The following is an 18,201-nucleotide window of genomic DNA, read 5'->3' as shown; positions in this document are numbered from 1 at the left end:
AGGATCTTCTATTTTGCAGTATATTCCCAAGGTGATTCCCAGCTTCACTTCTTCTTGAGTCTTTCCGTTAAAAATCATTCTGAAGCTTAGTTCCCTTAATTTCTCTAAGTCTATTAACCCTTCGCTTACAATAAAATCAAGCTTTCCTGTGAAAATATAATAGTAGTCAATAAGTTTATATTTATTTATCAGCCTTACAATACTTTCATATTGATTATTTTCAAAGTATTTCATCAATAAATTTATCAAAACAGAAGATAAGTATTTTTTGCTGTTAAAAGGTATATCCTCCTTAACAAAAAGCCTCAGTACTTCCGGTTCACCTGAAGCTTCTTCATGACTTAGCTGTTCTTTAAGTATCTTCTCATAAACAGATGATTCATCACTACTATACATAGCCATCCCTCCAGGTCTCAAAGTTAAAATTCTATAACTATATTATACCGCACTTACAGACAAGAATGAAACCGCTAGGCGACTTTTAGGGAAAATATGTAACTACCCCCTGGGGGTGCTTCCATTAAAATAGGAAGCACCCCACGGGGTAGTTACATATTCTGTAAGATTCAACACAGTAAATTTTCTTTTTATCTAGAAATACGGAGAAAATATGTTAATATATATCTTATAATGGTGGATAAAGTAAGGATGATTATTATGAGGGAAAAGAATAAACCTATATTCTATAGCAGCTTTATTCAAAATCATTTTTGCAGAAACTGGGATAATGACAGATGGATTAAAGAGTTAAAGATGCTTAAAGATGTTGGAATAAATGAAGTTATACTTCAAACTGTGGCAGACACTAAGGAGAAATTTACAGTGTATCCCTCAGGAATAGATGGATATAATCATCAAGGACGAGACGTGGTTTTAATTTTACTTAAAACCGCTGAGTATCTTGATATGAAGGTAAGGATAGGACTCGGTTTTAATAATGAATGGTGGAGGGTAAACGCTCTCAGCAAATCATGGCTTATAAAGGAAGCGGAGGCAAATAAGTTATTAGTTCAGGAATTATCGCAGAGATACGGGAGATTTACAGCTTTAAAGGGATGGTATATACCCCATGAATTTTATCAAATTATGGCTCTAACAAAGTTCCAGCAGAAGAACTTAAATTTATTTTTTAAAGACATCAGCAGTCATATTAAGGAAATAAATTCTGGAGATATAATGATATCACCGTTTTTTTATGAAAAGCTTTTTTTAATAAATTCCTTTAGGTATTGGACAAATATCTTAAAGAATGTTTTAAATGATTCTTCAATTGACATATTAGCTCTTCAGGATAGTGTGGGAGCAGGTTTTGTCAGGTTAAATAAGCTTAAGGACCTCTTTCAGGCTACGAAAGCTGCAGCGGATGAACTTAAGGTTAAGCTTTATGCAGATACGGAAACCTTTGAAAAATCCGGAAAGGGATTTATTCCTGCAGATATTGAAAGGATAAAAAAGCAGATGCTTATAGAAAGTCAATTTGTGGAAAAATTTGTCGCCTTCAGTATTAATCATTATCAAAATAAACACGAAGATAAGGGCGATCAGGAATATGAAAATTATAAAATATACTATAATGAGATTATAAAATAACATTTAGATAAAATAATTAAAGAATGTAAGGTTGATATTATGAAAAGAAAAGAGATAATTTATAAGTGCTTAGAAAGCTTATGTAGGAAACAATTGGATTTAAATGGTAAGGTTTACGGAGTTTCTACCATGGAAATTGCCGAAGCTTCAAATATACAAAGATCTAATACATCTTTAGAATTAAATAAGCTATATAAAGAGGGTAAAATAGATAGGATTTCCGGTAAGCCTGTACTTTTCAAAATTAAGGAGGAAGGCATTACAGAAATTAAAGATACTGTGACGAAAAAGGATGCCTTTGATTTCACAATAGGAGCTGAACTCAGTTTAAAGAAGTCCATACAGCAGGCAAAAGCGGCGGTGGTATACCCCCCTCATGGGCTTCACACCTTAATATTAGGGGAAACAGGTACAGGAAAATCTATGTTTTCAGAAACTATGTATAATTATGCAAAAGAGATATCCATTCTAAAAGAAGATGCTCCTTTTATCACCTTTAACTGTGCTGATTATGCTAATAATCCTCAACTGCTTATGAGTCAGCTTTTTGGAGTTAAAAAGGGAGCATATACAGGAGCGGATAAAGACAGAGCTGGACTAATGGAAAAGGCTAAAGACGGTATACTGTTTTTAGATGAAGTCCACCGTCTCCCTCCAGAGGGGCAGGAAATGCTGTTTTACATAATGGATAAGGGGATGTACAGGCGCCTTGGAGAAATGGATGTCACTCATAATGCCAATATACTTATTATCTGTGCTACCACAGAAGCTTCTGAGTCCGTACTTCTAAAAACCTTTATGAGAAGGATTCCTATGGTAATAAATCTGCCTCCTTTAAGAGAAAGAACCCTTGAGGAAAGACTACAGCTGGTAAAAAGCTTTTTTAAATACGAGTCAAAATGTATAAAATCAGATATAGTAATAAGCGCAAATGCATTGAGAGCCTTTATGCTTTATGATTGTGCAAACAACATAGGACAGCTTAAAAGTGACATAAAGCTCTGCTGTGCAAAGGCTTTTTTGGATAAGATGCTTAAAAACAGCGGAGAAATTCATATAAAAAGTGAGGATATGCCTGCCCATATATTGTCAGGGCTCATAAAATATAAGGAGTATAGAGAGGAAATTGACAGCCTTATAAAAGGAGATTATATTAAGTATAAATTTTCCGAGGATCATGCTCATCAGGAAAACCACACAAAGGTTATAAATTTCTACGAGCAGCTGGAGGAGAAAAGCAATTTACTAAAATCTAAAGGGATAAATAAAGAGGATATCGAGCTTATAATGAGCTTGGATATAGATACTTACCTTAAAAAGTACGTTATAAATGTAAATAAAGAAAGCCTTGAAGACTTATATAAAGTAGTAGATAAGAATTTAGTTGCATTAATAAAGGACTTTCTGGATGATGCCGGTAAAAAGCTTGGACGTGGATTTGAAAGCAAGATATTATATGCATTATCTATGCATATTTCCAGCTCTCTAGAAAGACTTAGGGATAAAAAGGAGATAATAAACCATCAGCTGGATTATATTAAAGAGCAGTATGCTCAAGAATTTGAAATAGCTCAGGGATTCAAAGAGGTCATTGAAAAAACGTACAATGTAATTGTACCTGATGATGAGGTTGGTTTTATCACTATGTTTTTGTGTTTAGACAGTGAAAAGGAGCAAAAGGAAGGCAGAGTAGGTATAGTGCTGGCCATGCACGGAGAATGCACCGCTACCTCCATGGCAGATGTGGTTAACAGGTTGTTAGAGGAAAATCATGTGGTTGGATATAACATGCCTTTAGATCAGAAGCCTCAAGAAGCTTTGAAGAAGATAACAAGCATAGTAAAAAGTCACGACCAGGGAAAAGGGGTACTTTTAATGGTGGATATGGGCTCTTTGGTCTTTTTCGGAGACATGATATACGAAAGTACCGGCATTCCCATTAAAACCATTGAGATGGTTTCAACACCAATAGCCATTGAAGCTGCAAGAAAGGCAATGCTAAATACCTCTATAGAAGAGCTTTATGAAAGCTGTTTAAATATAAGTCCTTTTACAGGAAGAGTATACAAAGAAAATTTATATTTCCATAACAAGCTGAAAAAGGATGTAATAGTGACAGCATGTATTACAGGTACAGGCACCGCTGTTAAGTTGAAGGCTATATTAGAAAATAAAATTAAAAATATTTATGACTATGCAGATATTATACCAATGGAAATATTGGATAGAAAAAACTTCGAGAAAAATCTTCAAAAACTCCGTCAGGAAAAAAATGTGGTAGCAGTAGTAAGTGCTGTTGATCCTAAAAATGATGATTTGTATTATCTTTCTACCTCGGATATTTTTGATGATGGTAAGATAGAGGAATTTAAATATATTTTATCTATGCTTCAGGTTATAAATAACATGCATGATGTTATAAAGGAAAATGTAAGCATTGAAGCGGTGGACTACATAAATTCCTTCAAAAAGTTTAGTTTTAACATTTTAAATAATCATGTAAAAATAAGTGAGAATGTAATAATCGGTGTTCTGCTGCATATAGCTTGTGTTATAGAAAATTCTCTATCATTGAAAAAACAGCCGATAAGTCAGCATAATGAGAGGATTCTTAAATATCACAGTGAAGAAGTTGCCATAATATCCAAGTCTATAAAGCCTATTGAAGAGGAATTTAAAATTAAACTTTACGAAGAGGAATATGCAAATATAGCAAAAATAATCTATTCGTTGTAATGCCTGCACAACAGAAATTTTACTTTCATCTGATGAATGTCAGAAAAAGCTGTGTTTTGTATATTGAAATACTTGCATAGCTTTTACTGATTGTAGTACAACAATTACGTTTACAATAAATGTCACTACCCCAGGGGTGATATTTATACCCTGCAACGGTTATCAATTTTTCCGATGCTTATACATCGCTGATCTATCGCTGCTTCATAAAATAGTTAAAGTTTTTTTATACTTACATTACAAAAGTTGGGGATGGATTAAATATATTCATTATAGCCATTAAGGTTTACAACTAATGTAGCGGTATTAAGGGTCTTTTCTGTTAATCTTCCATATTCTTAAGGCATTAAGGTTAACAATTAATACAGCGGCACCTTTAAAGACAGTGTTATCTGATGTTTAAAGGTGCTTTTGTTTTTTTGTCCATTTATATAACATGCCATGTGTATTATAAAAAATAATTAATACACATGGCTGAAATCCAGAAGATTAGCCTTAGCTTTAACCTGTTTTATTTATACCTAAAAGATTTTTATGAAAAGCATTTCTAAATTGATAATTTATAGATACAAAAGTTAATACACATATCTGTATTAAAAATCATTATATTAATACAGATTTTAAACAAGTGTTAAATCACAAGAAAAATATAAGGATTCAGCGCTTTGAATTATATTGGCACGGTTGTTGCTTATAATAATTAATGACCATGAAATAATAAATATGTTTTATAACAGGAGGATAACAATGAATAAATTTATGGACTTTTTTCAAGAAAAATTAGTTCCACCGCTTGTTAAGCTGGGGAATCAAAGACATCTAAAGGCAGTTAGAAATGGGTTATCTCTAACTATTCCATTTGTAGTTGTAGGAAGCTTATTTTTAATTCTATCCAGCCTTCCTTTCAAATGGTGGAAAGGATTTATAGGCAGCTATGCAGCTAAGCTATCAGCACCGGTTAATGCAACTTTCGGAGTTTTAGCTCTTTTAGCTGTAATTGGAATCGGATACAGTCTTGCTAAGGATTATGAATTAGATCCTATAAGTGGCGCTATTATTTCTGTAGTTGGTTTTTTACTTACTCAGCTTACCCCAAAGTATCAGCTGGATACCGGAAAGTTTGGTGCTGAAGGACTATTTACAGCAATAATAATTGCTCTGGTAGCTGTAGAAATATACAGATTTTTTGTTACTAAAGGTATTATTATCAAGATGCCTGAAGGAGTTCCTCCAGCTATTGCAAGTTCTTTTGCAGCATTATTGCCTGGCGGAGCTGTAATCCTTTTAGTTTGGGTTATAAGAGTTGTTCTTGGATTTGATATCACAGCATTTTTAAGTACTTTATTCAGTCCTTTGGTATTTGCGTTAAATACTCTACCTGGAATATTAATTTTTACTGTATTCGGATGCCTTCTATGGGCTGTTGGAATCCATGGAGACAGTATTATGGGAAGTATAGGAACTCCTATTCTGCTTCAATATTTAACAGCAAACTCTGCAGCATTTTTAGCTGGTGAACCAATACCATATATTACTGCAGCAGGCTTTGGAAGTATGTTTATCAATATAGGAGGAACTGGTGCAACCATTGCTATTGCCATATTGATGGTTAAATCAAGGAGTGAAGTGTATAAGTCACTTGGAAAGTTATGTCTTCCATCTGCAATATTTGAGATAAATGAACCAATAATGTTTGGTTTCCCTGTAGTACTTAATCCTTTAATGCTTATACCTTTTATATTAACACCAGCGGTTTTAACTGTAGGAACTTATCTTCTTATGTATTTTGATATCATAGCTAGACCTGTTACTATGGTACCTTGGACAATGCCTCCGGTTATAGGACCTTTCTTAACTACAGGAGGAGATTGGAGAGCTGCGGTTTGGAGTGCTATTTCTGTAATACTTGCAGTACTGATTTACTATCCCTTCTTTAAAACAGCTGAAAAGCAGCAGATTCAGAATGAAAAGGAAGAGAAAGTTAGCGGAAAGACTGCAGAAGCTTAATTGCAAAATTGGCTGATCAGAAATTTAGGCTTGAATATAAGATTATATTTGGATTTAAATCTAGATTTGCCTTTAGAGTATTTTAAAAACACTTAATAAAAATTATTGTAAGGAGGAGTGGAATATGAAGATTTTACTGATGTGCTCTGGGGGGATGTCCACAAGTTTACTGGTAAGTAAGATGGAAAAATACGCACAGGAAGCCGGCTATAGTGACATATACATAAAGGCAGAGCCTGTGGAGGATTTACCAAAAAATATAGATAAGTACGATGTTTTCCTAATTGGACCTCAAGTTAAATATAAAGAAAAATGGGTGAAAGAAATAGTTGAAGCTCATGGTAAAAAGTATGATAATATACCGCCACAGATTTATGGCAGAATCGATGGACAAAAAACCCTGGAGATTGCGTTAAATCTGACAAAATAATGGAGGAACAAAAGATGGAATTAGAAAAAATAGTATTCGAAATAATAAGCCACTCTGGAAATGCAAAATCTTTGTGTTTTGAGGCTTTAGATTCAGCAAAGAATGGAGAATTTAACAGGGCAGAGGAGCTTTTAAACAGTGCTAGAGAAGAACTGATTAAAACCCACGAAATACAAAACAATATGATACAAAAAGAAGCCTGCGGTGAAAAGCAGGAGGTGAGCCTTTTGCTGTTACATGCAGAAGACCACTTAATGACCTCCATGTTAGCGAAGGATTTAATAGCGGAAATGATACAGCTGTACAAGCGTACCAGCAAAGATAATAAATAATTGTAAATAAGTGTAACTACCCCAGGGGAGCTTCCTTTTTAAGGGAGCACCCCTGGGGTGATACCAATAAATGTATTCACCCCTGGGGTGAATACATTTATTGGAAACATATTTTTAATAACAAAAAATCTATTATTAAGCATTTAAATTAAAAAAATTTTAAAATAGGTTTTTAAATTGTTTTATACAAAAGGAAAATGAGGTGAAAGGATAATGTCTAAGAAAGGACTTAAAATTGTTACTATAGGAGGAGGCTCCAGCTATACTCCAGAGCTTATTGAAGGTTTTATTAAAAGGTATGATGAACTTCCTGTTAAGGATATATATTTAGTAGATGTAGAAGAAGGTAAAGAAAAGCTGGAAATAGTAGGTAATCTAGCAAAAAGAATGGTTGAAAAGTCAGGATTGGATATAAATATTCACCTAACTCTGGACAGAAGAGAAGCTATAAAGGATGCTGATTTTGTCACAACTCAATTTAGAGTGGGACAACTTGATGCAAGGATAAAGGACGAAAGTCTACCTTTAAAATACGGAGTAATTGGACAGGAAACTACAGGTCCAGGTGGATTTGCTAAAGGATTAAGGACTATACCTGTTATCCTTGATATATGCAAGGATATTGAAGAGCTTTGTCCTAATGCATGGCTTATTAACTTTACCAATCCATCTGGTATGGTAACAGAAGCTGTGGCAAAATATACTAAGGTTAAAAACATAGGATTGTGTAATGTTCCTATAGGAATGAGAAGCGGAGCAGCTAAGATTATGGATGTATCTTTAGATAGAATATCTATGGATTATGTAGGCTTAAATCATTTGGTTTGGGCTACTAATGTGTACCTAGATGGAAAAAACATAACCGCTGAAGTGGTAGAAAAAATGGCTCAAGGAAGTTCAATGAGCATGAAAAACATAAGTAACTATCCTTGGGAGCCGGAGTTTATAAGATCTTTAGGCATGGTACCTTGCGGTTATTTAAGATACTATTATCAAATGGACAAGATGGTAGAAGAGGCAATCTCCGATTCCAAAGAAAAAGGTACAAGAGGTGTTGTTGTTAAAAAGGTAGAGGAAGAACTATTTGAATTGTATAAAGACAAAGATTTAGATATAAAGCCTCCACAATTGGAACAAAGGGGCGGTGCGCATTATTCCGATGCAGCATGTTCCTTGATCAGCTCCATATACAACAATAAAAAAGATATTCAAACAGTAAACACAGTAAACAACGGAGCAATTTCAGATTTACCTGATAATGTAGTTATCGAAGCAAATTGTGTAATTGATAAATATGGTGCACATCCAATAAATATAGGTCATATTTCACCTAAAATAAGAGGATTGATACATGTGGTAAAATCTTATGAAGAGCTTGCTATTGAGGCTGCCGTTCATGGAGATTATCACTCAGCCCTTCAGGCTTTGACAGTACATCCTCTAGTTCCATCATCCGCTGTTGCTAAAAAAATTCTGGATGAAATATTGGAACAGAATAAGGATTATTTGCCACAGTTTAAGTAAATTTAATGCTTTAAATTTATGTTAGTAAATTCCAGTACCTCAGGGGTCATTCCAAAAAAAGGAATCACCCCTGGGGTAGTTACATTTATTTCCACAATTAAATTTATGATAAATTTAAAAGCAATCTGATATAATTTGGAAAATTTATGGTATAATGTAGCAAAAAATAAGGAGGGTTGCTATGAAGTTCTCGAAAGATTTTTTGTTTGGAGCAGCATCGGCTTCTTATCAGGTGGAAGGTGCATGGAATGAGGACGGTAAAGGGGTCTCTAACTGGGATGTTTTCTCAAAAATTCCCGGCAAGACCTTTGAGGGAACTAATGGAGATATAGCAGTAGATCATTATCACAGGTATAAGGAAGATATAAAACTTATGGCGGAAATGGGACTGGAATCCTACAGGTTTTCAATATCTTGGCCAAGGATTATACCTAATGGTGATGGAAAGGTTAATGACAAAGGAATAGAGTTTTACAATAGCATTATCGATGAATGTTTAAAGTATGGTATTGTGCCATTTGTTACTCTTTATCATTGGGATCTTCCGCAGGTTCTTGAAGAAGATGGAGGGTGGACAAATAAGAAAACCGTAGATGCTTTTGTAAGATATGCAAATGTATGCTTTAAAGCTTTTGGTGATAGAGTCAAGCACTGGATAACTTTTAATGAAACTATAGTATTCTGCAGTCTGGGATACCTTGCCGGAGCTCATCCGCCAGGAATAATTAATGACCCTAAAAAATATTTTCAGAGCACACATAACGTATTTTTAGCTCATGCACGAACTTTAAAAGATTATAAAAAGCTTAAGCAGTTTGGAGAGATCGGCATTACTCATGTATTTTCTCCTGCCTTCAGTGTTAACGAAAAAGAGGAAAATAAATTTGCTGCTTATCATGCCAATGAATTTGGACTAAGCTGGTATTATGACCCTATATTATTGGGCAGTTATCCTGAATACGTTTTAAAGATAATTGAAGAAAAAGGATGGACCCCTCAATGGACAGATGAGGAAATTGAAGATATTAAGGAAGCTGCATCTTTAAACGATTTTATAGGACTAAATTATTACCAGCCGCAAAGGGTTATAAAAAATACAGAACCAATAGAAAATGCTTCAAGGGATAGAGAAAGTTCTACCGGTGCAGCGGGGAGCCCTTCCTTCGATGGAGTTTATAGCACTGTAAAGATGGAGGATAAAAAATATACTAAATGGGGCTGGGAAATATCTCCTGAAGGCTTCTTAGAGGGATTAAGAATCCTAAGGAAGCGTTATGGAGATATAAAAATATACATCACTGAGAATGGGCTAGGAGATGAAGATCCTATAATAGATGGTGAAATAATGGACGTACCTAGAATAAAATATATAGAAGAGCATTTAAAAGCTGTAAAGACGGCCATAAAAGAAGGTATCCATATAAAAGGATATTACGCCTGGTCAGTTATTGATTTGCTCAGTTGGCTTAACGGCTTTAAAAAACAATATGGATTCATATATGTAGACCACAAAGATAACTTAAATAGAAAGAAAAAACTATCCTTCTACTGGTATAAACATATAATTAAAACCAGAGGAGAAGATTTGTAGAAGTAAAAATACCAGGTGAATAACATCTGGTATTTTTTTATTTACAAAAAATGTAACCGCCCCTGGGGTGCTTCCTTTTTAAGGAAGTACCCCAGGGGCGGTTACATTAATTTCCATAGGAAATTACTTTCAAAAATTGTACACTGGAATATAAATAGATTTTAATTTACAATGATAAGGGCACTATATATGTAGCGATTTTGAAAGTTTATTCATTGGAGGAGATTATAATGTTTGATACGCATATGCATTCTAAGTATTCCTTTGATTCTGATATGGAGTTAGAGGACGCTGTAAAAGAAGCGGAGAGACAAGCTTTAGGTATTATACTAACTGAGCATTTAGACTTAGATTTTCCTGATCCTAAATTTAAATGTGTGGATTTACCAGCTTATTTTCAGGAATATGAGAAATATAGAAGTAACAAAATTTTGCTTGGGATAGAAATAGGAATGAGACCGGATCTCATAGAAGATATTGATAAGATAATTAATGAATATCCTTTTGATTATGTTATTGGTTCTGTACATCTTGTTGATATGGTAGATATTTATGGCATGAAATACTATATAGGAAAAAGCAAGAAGGAAGCTTTTAATAAGTATCTTAAACATATGATTCAATGTATAAAAACCCATAATCATATAGATAGCCTAGGACATATTGATTACATATGCAGATATAATCCTTATGAGGATAAGGAGTTATATTATGAAGATCATAAATATTACATAGACGAGCTTCTAAAAATACTCGTGGAAAAAGAAAAGGCTATGGAAATAAATACTAGAAGATTAAATGATGCGGAAGCTGTTAAGAGCCTCATGAAAATATTTAAAAGGTTTAATCAGCTGGGTGGTACAATGGTTACAGTAGGTTCCGATGCTCATAGAAGTAAGGATATAGGTAATAATTTTTCGGAAGCAAGAGAGCTTGCCGAAGCCTGTGGTTTAAAAATAGTATATTTTAAAAATAGGAAGCCTGAATATATATAAAGTAAATTACAATAAATGTCACTACCCCAGGGGTGGCTCCATAAAATGGAACCACCCCTGGGGTAGTGACATTTTATGGAGATACTATCCACTTTTTCAATCTGACTTATATGAATCTTTTAATTAATAAAAACGAAGTTTTTTCACGATATATGCAATATATATTTTTTTACGATAATATATAAATAGAGAAATCAGATATGTTAACATAAATTAATCAATATTATCACGCTATAGTTTAAAATAATTAGTACCAAGATAAAACTTGCTCATAGAATAAAGTGTTTGACAGCAGTAACTTAGGAGTGACTAGCAGCACTAAGAAAAAACACAGAGATATAACAAACTGGTAACTTTCTGTTTTACCAATAAAGCTGAGCATAAGAATATTTTAAGATTGGTGTTTTATCACTTCGTAGTTAGTTCTATAGATATTTCGGAGAATTTTTAGAGTTTTAGGGAGGTAAGTATGGAGCTTAATATTTCTAATATTATAGAAAATGAAGATAAGAAGAATCCTTATACTGATGAGGAAATCGCAAGTAGGCTTGGAATTTTGAGAGAAAATGTAACGGAATACAGAAAGCAAAATGGAATACCGGATTCCAGGCTAAGGCGAAAGGAAAGTATTTTAAAAGATGCCTTTGAAATATTAAATGAAAATCCTGATATGTCAGATAGAGGATTTACTCAAGAACTTGTACAAAGAGGATATAAAATTGCAAGATATGCTGCTTTAACTGTTAAAAAGGAGGCAGAGGAAGAATTATATAAATCAGGGGGACAAGTTAAGTGTAAGCATTTTCTTATGGATAAGCAAACTATGGAAAATGCTAAAAGTCCAAATCAAAAGGGAAATAATGAGGACAATAAAGAAGATATTAACGAGGATGCCTTTAGAAATATTATAGGTTATGACGGCAGTTTAAAAATACAGGTAAATCAGGCTAAAGCAGCGGTGCTATATCCTCCTAAAGGGCTTCATACTCTGCTTTTAGGTCCTTCAGGAGTAGGAAAGAGCTATATAGCAGAAGCAATGTATAATTTTGCAAGAACTACAGAAAATTTTTCTCATGATGCACCCTTTATGATATTTAACTGTGCAGATTATGCTGATAATCCTCAGCTTCTCCTTTCACAACTCTTTGGATATTCAAAAGGTGCATTTACCGGAGCTTCTGAGGATAAAAAGGGAATAGTGGAAATGACCAATGGAGGTATTTTATTCTTAGATGAAATACACAGACTTCCTCCGGAAGGTCAGGAAATACTGTTTTATCTTTTAGATAAGGGGAAGTTTAGGAGGCTTGGGGAAACGGAGGCCATGCGGGAAAGCCAGGTAATGGTGATTGCTGCTACTACAGAAAATCCTGATAGCTCCCTTCTCCTTACCTTTAGGAGAAGAATTCCCATGGTGATTCAGATACCTTCTCTTAAGGAAAGGAGTCATTTAGAAAGATTTAGTACCATTAAGAGCTTCTTTCTTCAGGAAAGCATAAGATTAGGAAAAGATATTATGGTGATGAGGGATGTTATAAAAGCCTTCATGACCTATGAATGCCCGGGAAATATTGGACAGCTTAGAAGTGATATTCAGGTGGCTTGTGCCAGAGGCTTCTTATCCACTACTTTGTCCAACGAACAGATTGTTAAGGTGAAATTTAATGATATTCCTTCTCACGTTAAAGAAGGTGCAGTTAATTTTAACTATAATGATGAAGAGTTGGAGAAATATACTTCTGATGACATCAGGGTATCTTCTAAGGGCGTAGAAGTAATGTACAGAAACGATGATAGGTACGTATTTAGCAGCAGTATTTATCAATTTATAGAGGATAAGTATTCAGAGCTTAAAAATTCAGGATATGATGACAGTGATATAAATAAAAAACTTGGAGAGCAGCTGGAAAGAGAAATAATGAGAGTTGCTTCTACTATTAAAATAAAACCCCAGGCATCCAGAGAGGAGCTCGGAGATATAGTCGGTGAGGATATATTACAGGTGGCAGAGGAAATAGTAAGTGAAGCCCAAAAATATATAAAGGGTTTATTACCCAGCGTATTTTATCCTCTTGCAATACACTTAAGCTCTACTTATGAAAGGCTTATGAAAAGAAAGGAAATAATCAATCCTAAATTGGACAACCTGAAGGAAAAATATAAGAAAGAGTATGAAGTTGCGAAAAAAATGGCTAGGATTATAACTAAAAGGCTGCATATATCTCTGCCTGAGGATGAGATAGGCTTTATAGCCATGTATCTGAAGAATTTCCAAGAAGACAAACATAGCAGGGAAGGCCTGGTATCAGTACTGGTGTTATCTCATGGCAGAGTCGCCACAGGTATGGCAGAAGTAGCAAACAAGCTTTTGGGAGTGAATCATGCAGTTGGTTTAGAAATGGCTCTCAGCGATTCACCTAACATTATGCTGGAAAAAGCAATAAACACCATAAAATCTATTAATCAGGGTAAGTGATGTATTATCCTTGCAGATATGGGATCCCTTACGACCTTTGGAGATATAATAACTTCACGAACAGGAATTCCTACAAGGAGTATAGGAAGGGTTGATACATTGATGGTGCTGGAATGTGTTAGAAGGGCACTTCTTCCGGAATCTACCCTGGACAGTATTGCAGATGCGGTGGATGAAGATAAGAAATACTTAGGAGGAGTTAGGGGAATAAAGCAAGACATGTCTAAAGCTATAATTACCTTATGCATTACCGGAGAAGGAGCAGCTGCCAAGGTAAAGGAGTATATCGAAGATTCACTTAAGGATATGCTGAAAGATATAGAGATAATTCCTTTAGGCTTTATGAATGGCGAGGATATAACATCTTCCCTAGAAAGACTTTCAAAAAGTAAAGAAATCCTTTCCATAGTGGGCACCATTAATCCTAAATATGGAGATATACCTTTTATATCTCTGGAGAGCTTAATAGAGGGAAGAGGATTGTTAAAGCTTAAAAAAGTTATAAGGAGTGAAGAAGGTTTTAAAAATAATCTCCCTGAGGTTATAAATCAGGAGCTGATTTATTCAGAAGCCAATTTTAAATATAAAGATGAAGTTTTAGACATGATGGTTGAAAAGCTTGTAGCGGATGGTTATGTAAAAGAAGAATTTCTCCTCAGCGTTTATAAGAGAGAAGCACTGGGAGCCACATTTTTAAAGGGTGGAATAGCAATTCCTCATGGTGAAACAAAATACGTTACAAAACCAGCCATTTCTTTTGCAAAATTAGCCCAGCCTATAAATTGGGATGGAGTAAACAGTGTAGATTTAATTTTTTTAATTGCATTAGGAGAAGATTCAAGTAATTATTTTGAGCAGCTTTATAAGATAATATCAGCAGGAGATGCATTAGACAGGCTTAGAAATACTTCTACAAAAGAAGAGATTGAAAGTATTTTATTTGCAAATACATTATCAGCCAAATAAATTGGCATGCATATTGCTTTATTTAATAGTGAGCTTAAGGAGGTGAAGATTATGAAGCTTCAAAACTTTCCTAAGGTCACTATTATTTTGAGAGGATACAGCCACAGTCAGGTAAGGACTGTTATGCAGGCCTTGCTCCAAAGCAGCATAAGATCCGTGGAAATCACAATGAATACAGAAGGGGCTTTAGATATGATTAAAGACTTTTCAAGAGAATTTGGTGATGAGATGTATATAGGAGCTGGAACTGTAACTACTATGAAAGAGGCTGTATCAGCCATTGAAGCAGGAGCAGCATTTATTTTATCTCCTGTAATGCTTTCCAGGGAAATAATTGACCTTTGTAAAAAACATTCGGTAATATCGGTTCCGGGAGCTATGACTCCTACAGAAATACATAATTCCTTAAAGGATGGAGCGGATATTGTAAAAGTCTTTCCTGCTAATTCTTGCGGCGCAAAATTTTTTAAAGACATAAAAGCACCTTTAGGGGATATACCGCTTATGGCAGTAGGAGGGGTTAATAGAGAAAATGCAGCAGAATATCTTAAAAGCGGAGCAGACTACTTAGGAATAGGCTCCGGAATATTCAGTAAGAAGGATATAGAAGAAGAAAATCTTGAAGGGCTTGTAAAATCCTTAAGAGAATTTGAAGAAATTTTAGGTTAGGTGGAAACTCGTTTATGGATACACAGATATATTTCGGAAAAGATTTAGTATTTAAAGACTTAATATTTGAAAAAGATACTGAAGTATTGAAATTTTTATCCTCTGAGCTTGTTAGTAAGGGTTATGTTAAGGAAGAGTTTCAAAATGCTATTTTAGAAAGAGAAAAACAATACCCTACGGCACTTCCCTCACAAGAGATAATAATCGCAATCCCTCATGCAGATCATACTTTAGTAAAAAAGGCGGCAATTGCTATAGGGATGCTGAAGAATCCGGTGGAATTTAGATCTATGGAGGATCCTGATAAAAAGCTCATGGTAAATATGGTAATTATGCTGGCATTAGATCAGCCTCATGGGCATATTGAAATGCTTCAAAAAATAGTAAAGCTTATACAAAATCAAGAGGTTTTAAAGAAAATAATGGCAGCCACTACAAAGGCAGACGCTATGAATATGCTTGAACCTTTTCTGTTAGGATAAAAAAATGTACTGGTAAGAAGTTATTAAACTTACATGGATATAATTAGGAGGAAATTTATAATGAAAAGAGTATTAGTAGCTTGTGGCAACGGAATTGCTACTTCCACAGTGGTAGCAAGCAAGATAAGGGAAGCTTGTGAAGATCAAGGTATAGATGTGAATGTTTCTCAATGTAAGCTTATGGAGGTTGAATCTAAAGCTTCAGATTACGATTTGTTAGTGACTACAGGAAAATTTGAAAGTTCAGAAGTGAGTATTCCAATAGTTGGAGCTATTTCTTTATTAACCGGTATTGGCGAAGAAGAAACTATTGAAGAAATAATAAATCATATTAAGTAAAATTATAAAAGAAATACTTAATAACTATAAAAGAAATAGATAAATCTTAAGATAACTACTAAAGACAACTATTTAAGATTAAATCATTTGCATAAAAATTTTATTTTATAAACTGCAGTTTATTTTATATTTATAATCATTTTCTATAAATGAATAACTTTTAAGGATTTCCGTAATAATTACAAAAACATATTATAAAAATTTCTCATAATAAGGAATAAAGAATTAGCACTTATATTAATCCTGCTATTATCATGAGATGGCAGTGAGGAAAATTGTTAAGGGAAATTACCTTTAAAGTTGTCGTTGAATGATAAGCCGAAAGGACTTATATGAAATTTAAAGTAATCAAAAGAATTTTTAGTTAATATTATTAGCAACAATGGAGGTTGTACAATGTTTTTATATAATGCTTTTAATGTTTTACTTGATGCAGGTCCAACGGTTCTGCTTCCGGTAATAATTCTTATAATAGGACTTATTTTTAGAGTTAAGCCTTCAAAGGCATTTAGATCAGGATTAACCGTTGGTATCGGTTTTGCCGGTATCAAGCTTATTATTAATCTTCTTTCTTCAAACCTTGGACCAGCAGCTCAGGCTATGGTTAAGAATTTTGGAATACGACTGGATGCTTTGGATGTAGGCTGGGGAGCTATAGCAGCGGTAACCTGGTCATCACCTATAATACCAATCCTTATCTTTGGAATACTTTTAACTAATATAGTGATGCTTATTTTAAAGAAAACGGATACGTTAGACGTTGATATATGGAACTATCACCATATGGCTATAGTAGGTATTATGACTTATTTCGTTACAAAAAATGTTGCTTTAGGAGTAGCGGCTACTATTACCATGGCTGTGATAACCTTTAAAATGTCCGACTGGTCAGCTCACCTTGTAAGCGGATACTTTGGACTTCCTGGTGTATCACTGCCAACTATGTCAGCGCTTTCTTCCTTGGTTATTGCTGCTCCGTTAAACTATCTTTTAGATAAGATTCCTGGAATAAATAAAATTAACTTCACAGTAAAAGATGCAAAGAAATATTTAGGCTTCTTTGGAGAACCTATGATTATGGGCCTTATACTTGGAGGAGTAATTGGAGCTTTAGCAAAATATGATATAACTAAAATACTCAATGTAGCAGTGAATATGTCCGCTGTTATGGTGCTTATACCAAAAATGACTTCCTTATTTATGGAAGGGTTAATGCCAATTTCAGAGGCTGCTAAGAAGTTTACTAAAGAAAAATTCAAGGGAAGAAACTTCTTGATTGGATTAGACGCAGCAGTAGTGGTTGGAAACTCAGAAGTTATAACTACTTCCTTAATAGTTATCCCATTGACAATAGCATTAGCAGTAATTCTTCCAGGAAACAGAGTATTACCTTTTGCCGACCTTGCAGTGGTTCCCTTTAGAGTTGCATTGGTAGTAGCTCTTACCGGAGGTAATCTATTTAAAAATATTATAATTGGACTAGCGTGTACAGGAGCAATATTATTAGCGGGTACAAGTACAGCACCGGTACTTACAGATTTAGCAAGATCCACAGGAATAGATTTAACTATGGCTGCAGGAGCTCTTATTTCTTCCTTTGCAGCAACAAGCTTAACCGTAAGCTTTATAGTATATAAAGTATTCACAGGTAATCTTTACATAACATTACCTATATTCTTTGCAGGCTTTGCAGCGGTTTGGATATACTTCGATGTTATTAAAAAGAAGAAGGAATCAGAAGAAAAACCTGCAGAATAAGTAATATAGATAAAGTCGAAAATTATGCAAAATGCGGAAAATAAATATAACGGAAAATCCTGCAGCATAAGTACAATAAATATAACGGAAAATCCTGCAGCATAAGTACAATAAATATAACGGAAAATCTTGAAGTATAAGGAAAATAAACATAATAAGGATGGATATTAATGAAAATAACAGGAGTTAAGGTTTACAAAGTAAAACCGAGATGGATATTTATAAAGATAAGCACAGATGAAGGCATAGAAGGCTGGGGAGAGATGATTTCCGGCACCAAGACAGAAACTGTAGTGGCCGGTGCTT

The 18,201-nt window shown here is 34.3% G+C and carries 15 protein-coding genes; 14 read left to right on the top strand and 1 reads right to left on the bottom strand.

Annotated features, from left to right (window positions below; all coding sequences use genetic code 11):
• Nucleotides 1-396: hypothetical protein (locus TA89_RS11295; RefSeq protein ID WP_040213459.1), on the bottom strand; the 396-nt coding region annotated here is incomplete at its 3' end.
• Between the two features lie 234 nt (nt 397-630).
• Here TA89_RS11295 and TA89_RS11290 point away from each other — a divergent pair.
• The 14 genes from TA89_RS11290 (at nt 631) to TA89_RS11230 (ending at nt 17,895) form a co-directional block, all read left to right on the top strand.
• Nucleotides 631-1,590, top strand: coding sequence for a DUF4434 domain-containing protein (locus TA89_RS11290; RefSeq protein ID WP_082023921.1), 960 nt, complete (start codon nt 631-633; stop codon nt 1,588-1,590).
• 39 nt (nt 1,591-1,629) lie between these two features.
• Nucleotides 1,630-4,326 carry a sigma-54-dependent transcriptional regulator gene (locus TA89_RS11285; RefSeq protein WP_040213458.1) on the top strand — a complete coding sequence of 899 codons (2,697 nt, stop codon included), beginning with the start codon at nt 1,630-1,632 and terminating at the stop codon, nt 4,324-4,326.
• A gap of 747 nt (nt 4,327-5,073) precedes the next feature.
• Nucleotides 5,074-6,333 (top strand): PTS sugar transporter subunit IIC, encoded by a 1,260-nt coding sequence (locus TA89_RS11280; protein ID WP_040213457.1) that lies wholly within the window; start codon nt 5,074-5,076, stop codon nt 6,331-6,333.
• A gap of 124 nt (nt 6,334-6,457) precedes the next feature.
• The gene (locus TA89_RS11275) at nt 6,458-6,763 is read left to right on the top strand and encodes a PTS sugar transporter subunit IIB (protein WP_040213455.1); all 306 of its coding nucleotides are present in this window, start codon (nt 6,458-6,460) and stop codon (nt 6,761-6,763) included.
• A gap of 14 nt (nt 6,764-6,777) precedes the next feature.
• On the top strand, nt 6,778-7,095 hold the full coding sequence (locus TA89_RS11270; RefSeq protein WP_040213454.1) for a PTS sugar transporter subunit IIA: 318 nt from the start codon (nt 6,778-6,780) through the stop codon (nt 7,093-7,095).
• A gap of 213 nt (nt 7,096-7,308) precedes the next feature.
• Nucleotides 7,309-8,619 carry a 6-phospho-beta-glucosidase gene (locus TA89_RS11265; protein ID WP_040213452.1) on the top strand — a complete coding sequence of 437 codons (1,311 nt, stop codon included), beginning with the start codon at nt 7,309-7,311 and terminating at the stop codon, nt 8,617-8,619.
• A 181-nt stretch (nt 8,620-8,800) separates the two neighbouring features.
• Nucleotides 8,801-10,210 carry a GH1 family beta-glucosidase gene (locus TA89_RS11260; RefSeq protein WP_040213450.1) on the top strand — a complete coding sequence of 470 codons (1,410 nt, stop codon included), beginning with the start codon at nt 8,801-8,803 and terminating at the stop codon, nt 10,208-10,210.
• A gap of 230 nt (nt 10,211-10,440) precedes the next feature.
• Nucleotides 10,441-11,205 carry a histidinol phosphate phosphatase gene (locus tag TA89_RS11255; RefSeq protein ID WP_040213449.1) on the top strand — a complete coding sequence of 255 codons (765 nt, stop codon included), beginning with the start codon at nt 10,441-10,443 and terminating at the stop codon, nt 11,203-11,205.
• 469 nt (nt 11,206-11,674) lie between these two features.
• Complete coding sequence (locus tag TA89_RS11250; RefSeq protein WP_242850128.1) at nt 11,675-13,681, top strand: sigma-54-dependent transcriptional regulator; 2,007 nt, start codon at nt 11,675-11,677, stop codon at nt 13,679-13,681.
• An 18-nt stretch (nt 13,682-13,699) separates the two neighbouring features.
• Nucleotides 13,700-14,647, top strand: coding sequence for a PTS sugar transporter subunit IIA (locus TA89_RS18880; RefSeq protein WP_242850127.1), 948 nt, complete (start codon nt 13,700-13,702; stop codon nt 14,645-14,647).
• 51 nt (nt 14,648-14,698) lie between these two features.
• The gene (locus TA89_RS11245) at nt 14,699-15,316 is read left to right on the top strand and encodes a bifunctional 4-hydroxy-2-oxoglutarate aldolase/2-dehydro-3-deoxy-phosphogluconate aldolase (protein WP_040213448.1); all 618 of its coding nucleotides are present in this window, start codon (nt 14,699-14,701) and stop codon (nt 15,314-15,316) included.
• A 14-nt stretch (nt 15,317-15,330) separates the two neighbouring features.
• Entirely contained in the window at nt 15,331-15,798 is a 468-nt protein-coding gene (locus tag TA89_RS11240) for a PTS sugar transporter subunit IIA (RefSeq protein WP_040213446.1), read from the top strand.
• A gap of 60 nt (nt 15,799-15,858) precedes the next feature.
• Complete coding sequence (locus TA89_RS11235) at nt 15,859-16,137, top strand: PTS sugar transporter subunit IIB (RefSeq protein ID WP_040213445.1); 279 nt, start codon at nt 15,859-15,861, stop codon at nt 16,135-16,137.
• A 396-nt stretch (nt 16,138-16,533) separates the two neighbouring features.
• A complete protein-coding gene (locus tag TA89_RS11230) occupies nt 16,534-17,895 on the top strand; it encodes a PTS galactitol transporter subunit IIC (RefSeq protein WP_040213444.1) in 1,362 nt (453 codons plus the stop codon).
• The last annotated feature ends 306 nt before the right edge of the window (nt 17,896-18,201 follow it).

It is taken from the genome of Clostridium polynesiense, from assembly GCF_000820705.1.
Taxonomy (GTDB): Bacteria; Bacillota; Clostridia; order Clostridiales; family Clostridiaceae; genus Clostridium_AA; species Clostridium_AA polynesiense.
The sequence above is the reverse complement of the archived record's forward strand: the minus strand, read 5'-3'. Positions and strand labels throughout refer to the sequence as shown.

What these genes read in the sequence shown, in the direction of transcription:
- TA89_RS11265 (WP_040213452.1), top strand. Translation starts at nt 7,309, where the DNA reads ATGTCTAAGAAAGGACTTAAAATTGTTACTATAGGAGGAGGCTCCAGC.
- TA89_RS11250 (WP_242850128.1), top strand. Translation starts at nt 11,675, where the DNA reads ATGGAGCTTAATATTTCTAATATTATAGAAAATGAAGATAAGAAGAAT.
- TA89_RS11260 (WP_040213450.1), top strand. Translation starts at nt 8,801, where the DNA reads ATGAAGTTCTCGAAAGATTTTTTGTTTGGAGCAGCATCGGCTTCTTAT.
- TA89_RS11275 (WP_040213455.1), top strand. Translation starts at nt 6,458, where the DNA reads ATGAAGATTTTACTGATGTGCTCTGGGGGGATGTCCACAAGTTTACTG.
- TA89_RS11255 (WP_040213449.1), top strand. Translation starts at nt 10,441, where the DNA reads ATGTTTGATACGCATATGCATTCTAAGTATTCCTTTGATTCTGATATG.
- TA89_RS11290 (WP_082023921.1), top strand. Translation starts at nt 631, where the DNA reads ATGGTGGATAAAGTAAGGATGATTATTATGAGGGAAAAGAATAAACCT.
- TA89_RS11285 (WP_040213458.1), top strand. Translation starts at nt 1,630, where the DNA reads ATGAAAAGAAAAGAGATAATTTATAAGTGCTTAGAAAGCTTATGTAGG.
- TA89_RS11270 (WP_040213454.1), top strand. Translation starts at nt 6,778, where the DNA reads ATGGAATTAGAAAAAATAGTATTCGAAATAATAAGCCACTCTGGAAAT.
- TA89_RS18880 (WP_242850127.1), top strand. Translation starts at nt 13,700, where the DNA reads ATGGGATCCCTTACGACCTTTGGAGATATAATAACTTCACGAACAGGA.
- TA89_RS11240 (WP_040213446.1), top strand. Translation starts at nt 15,331, where the DNA reads ATGGATACACAGATATATTTCGGAAAAGATTTAGTATTTAAAGACTTA.
- TA89_RS11230 (WP_040213444.1), top strand. Translation starts at nt 16,534, where the DNA reads ATGTTTTTATATAATGCTTTTAATGTTTTACTTGATGCAGGTCCAACG.
- TA89_RS11245 (WP_040213448.1), top strand. Translation starts at nt 14,699, where the DNA reads ATGAAGCTTCAAAACTTTCCTAAGGTCACTATTATTTTGAGAGGATAC.
- TA89_RS11280 (WP_040213457.1), top strand. Translation starts at nt 5,074, where the DNA reads ATGAATAAATTTATGGACTTTTTTCAAGAAAAATTAGTTCCACCGCTT.
- TA89_RS11235 (WP_040213445.1), top strand. Translation starts at nt 15,859, where the DNA reads ATGAAAAGAGTATTAGTAGCTTGTGGCAACGGAATTGCTACTTCCACA.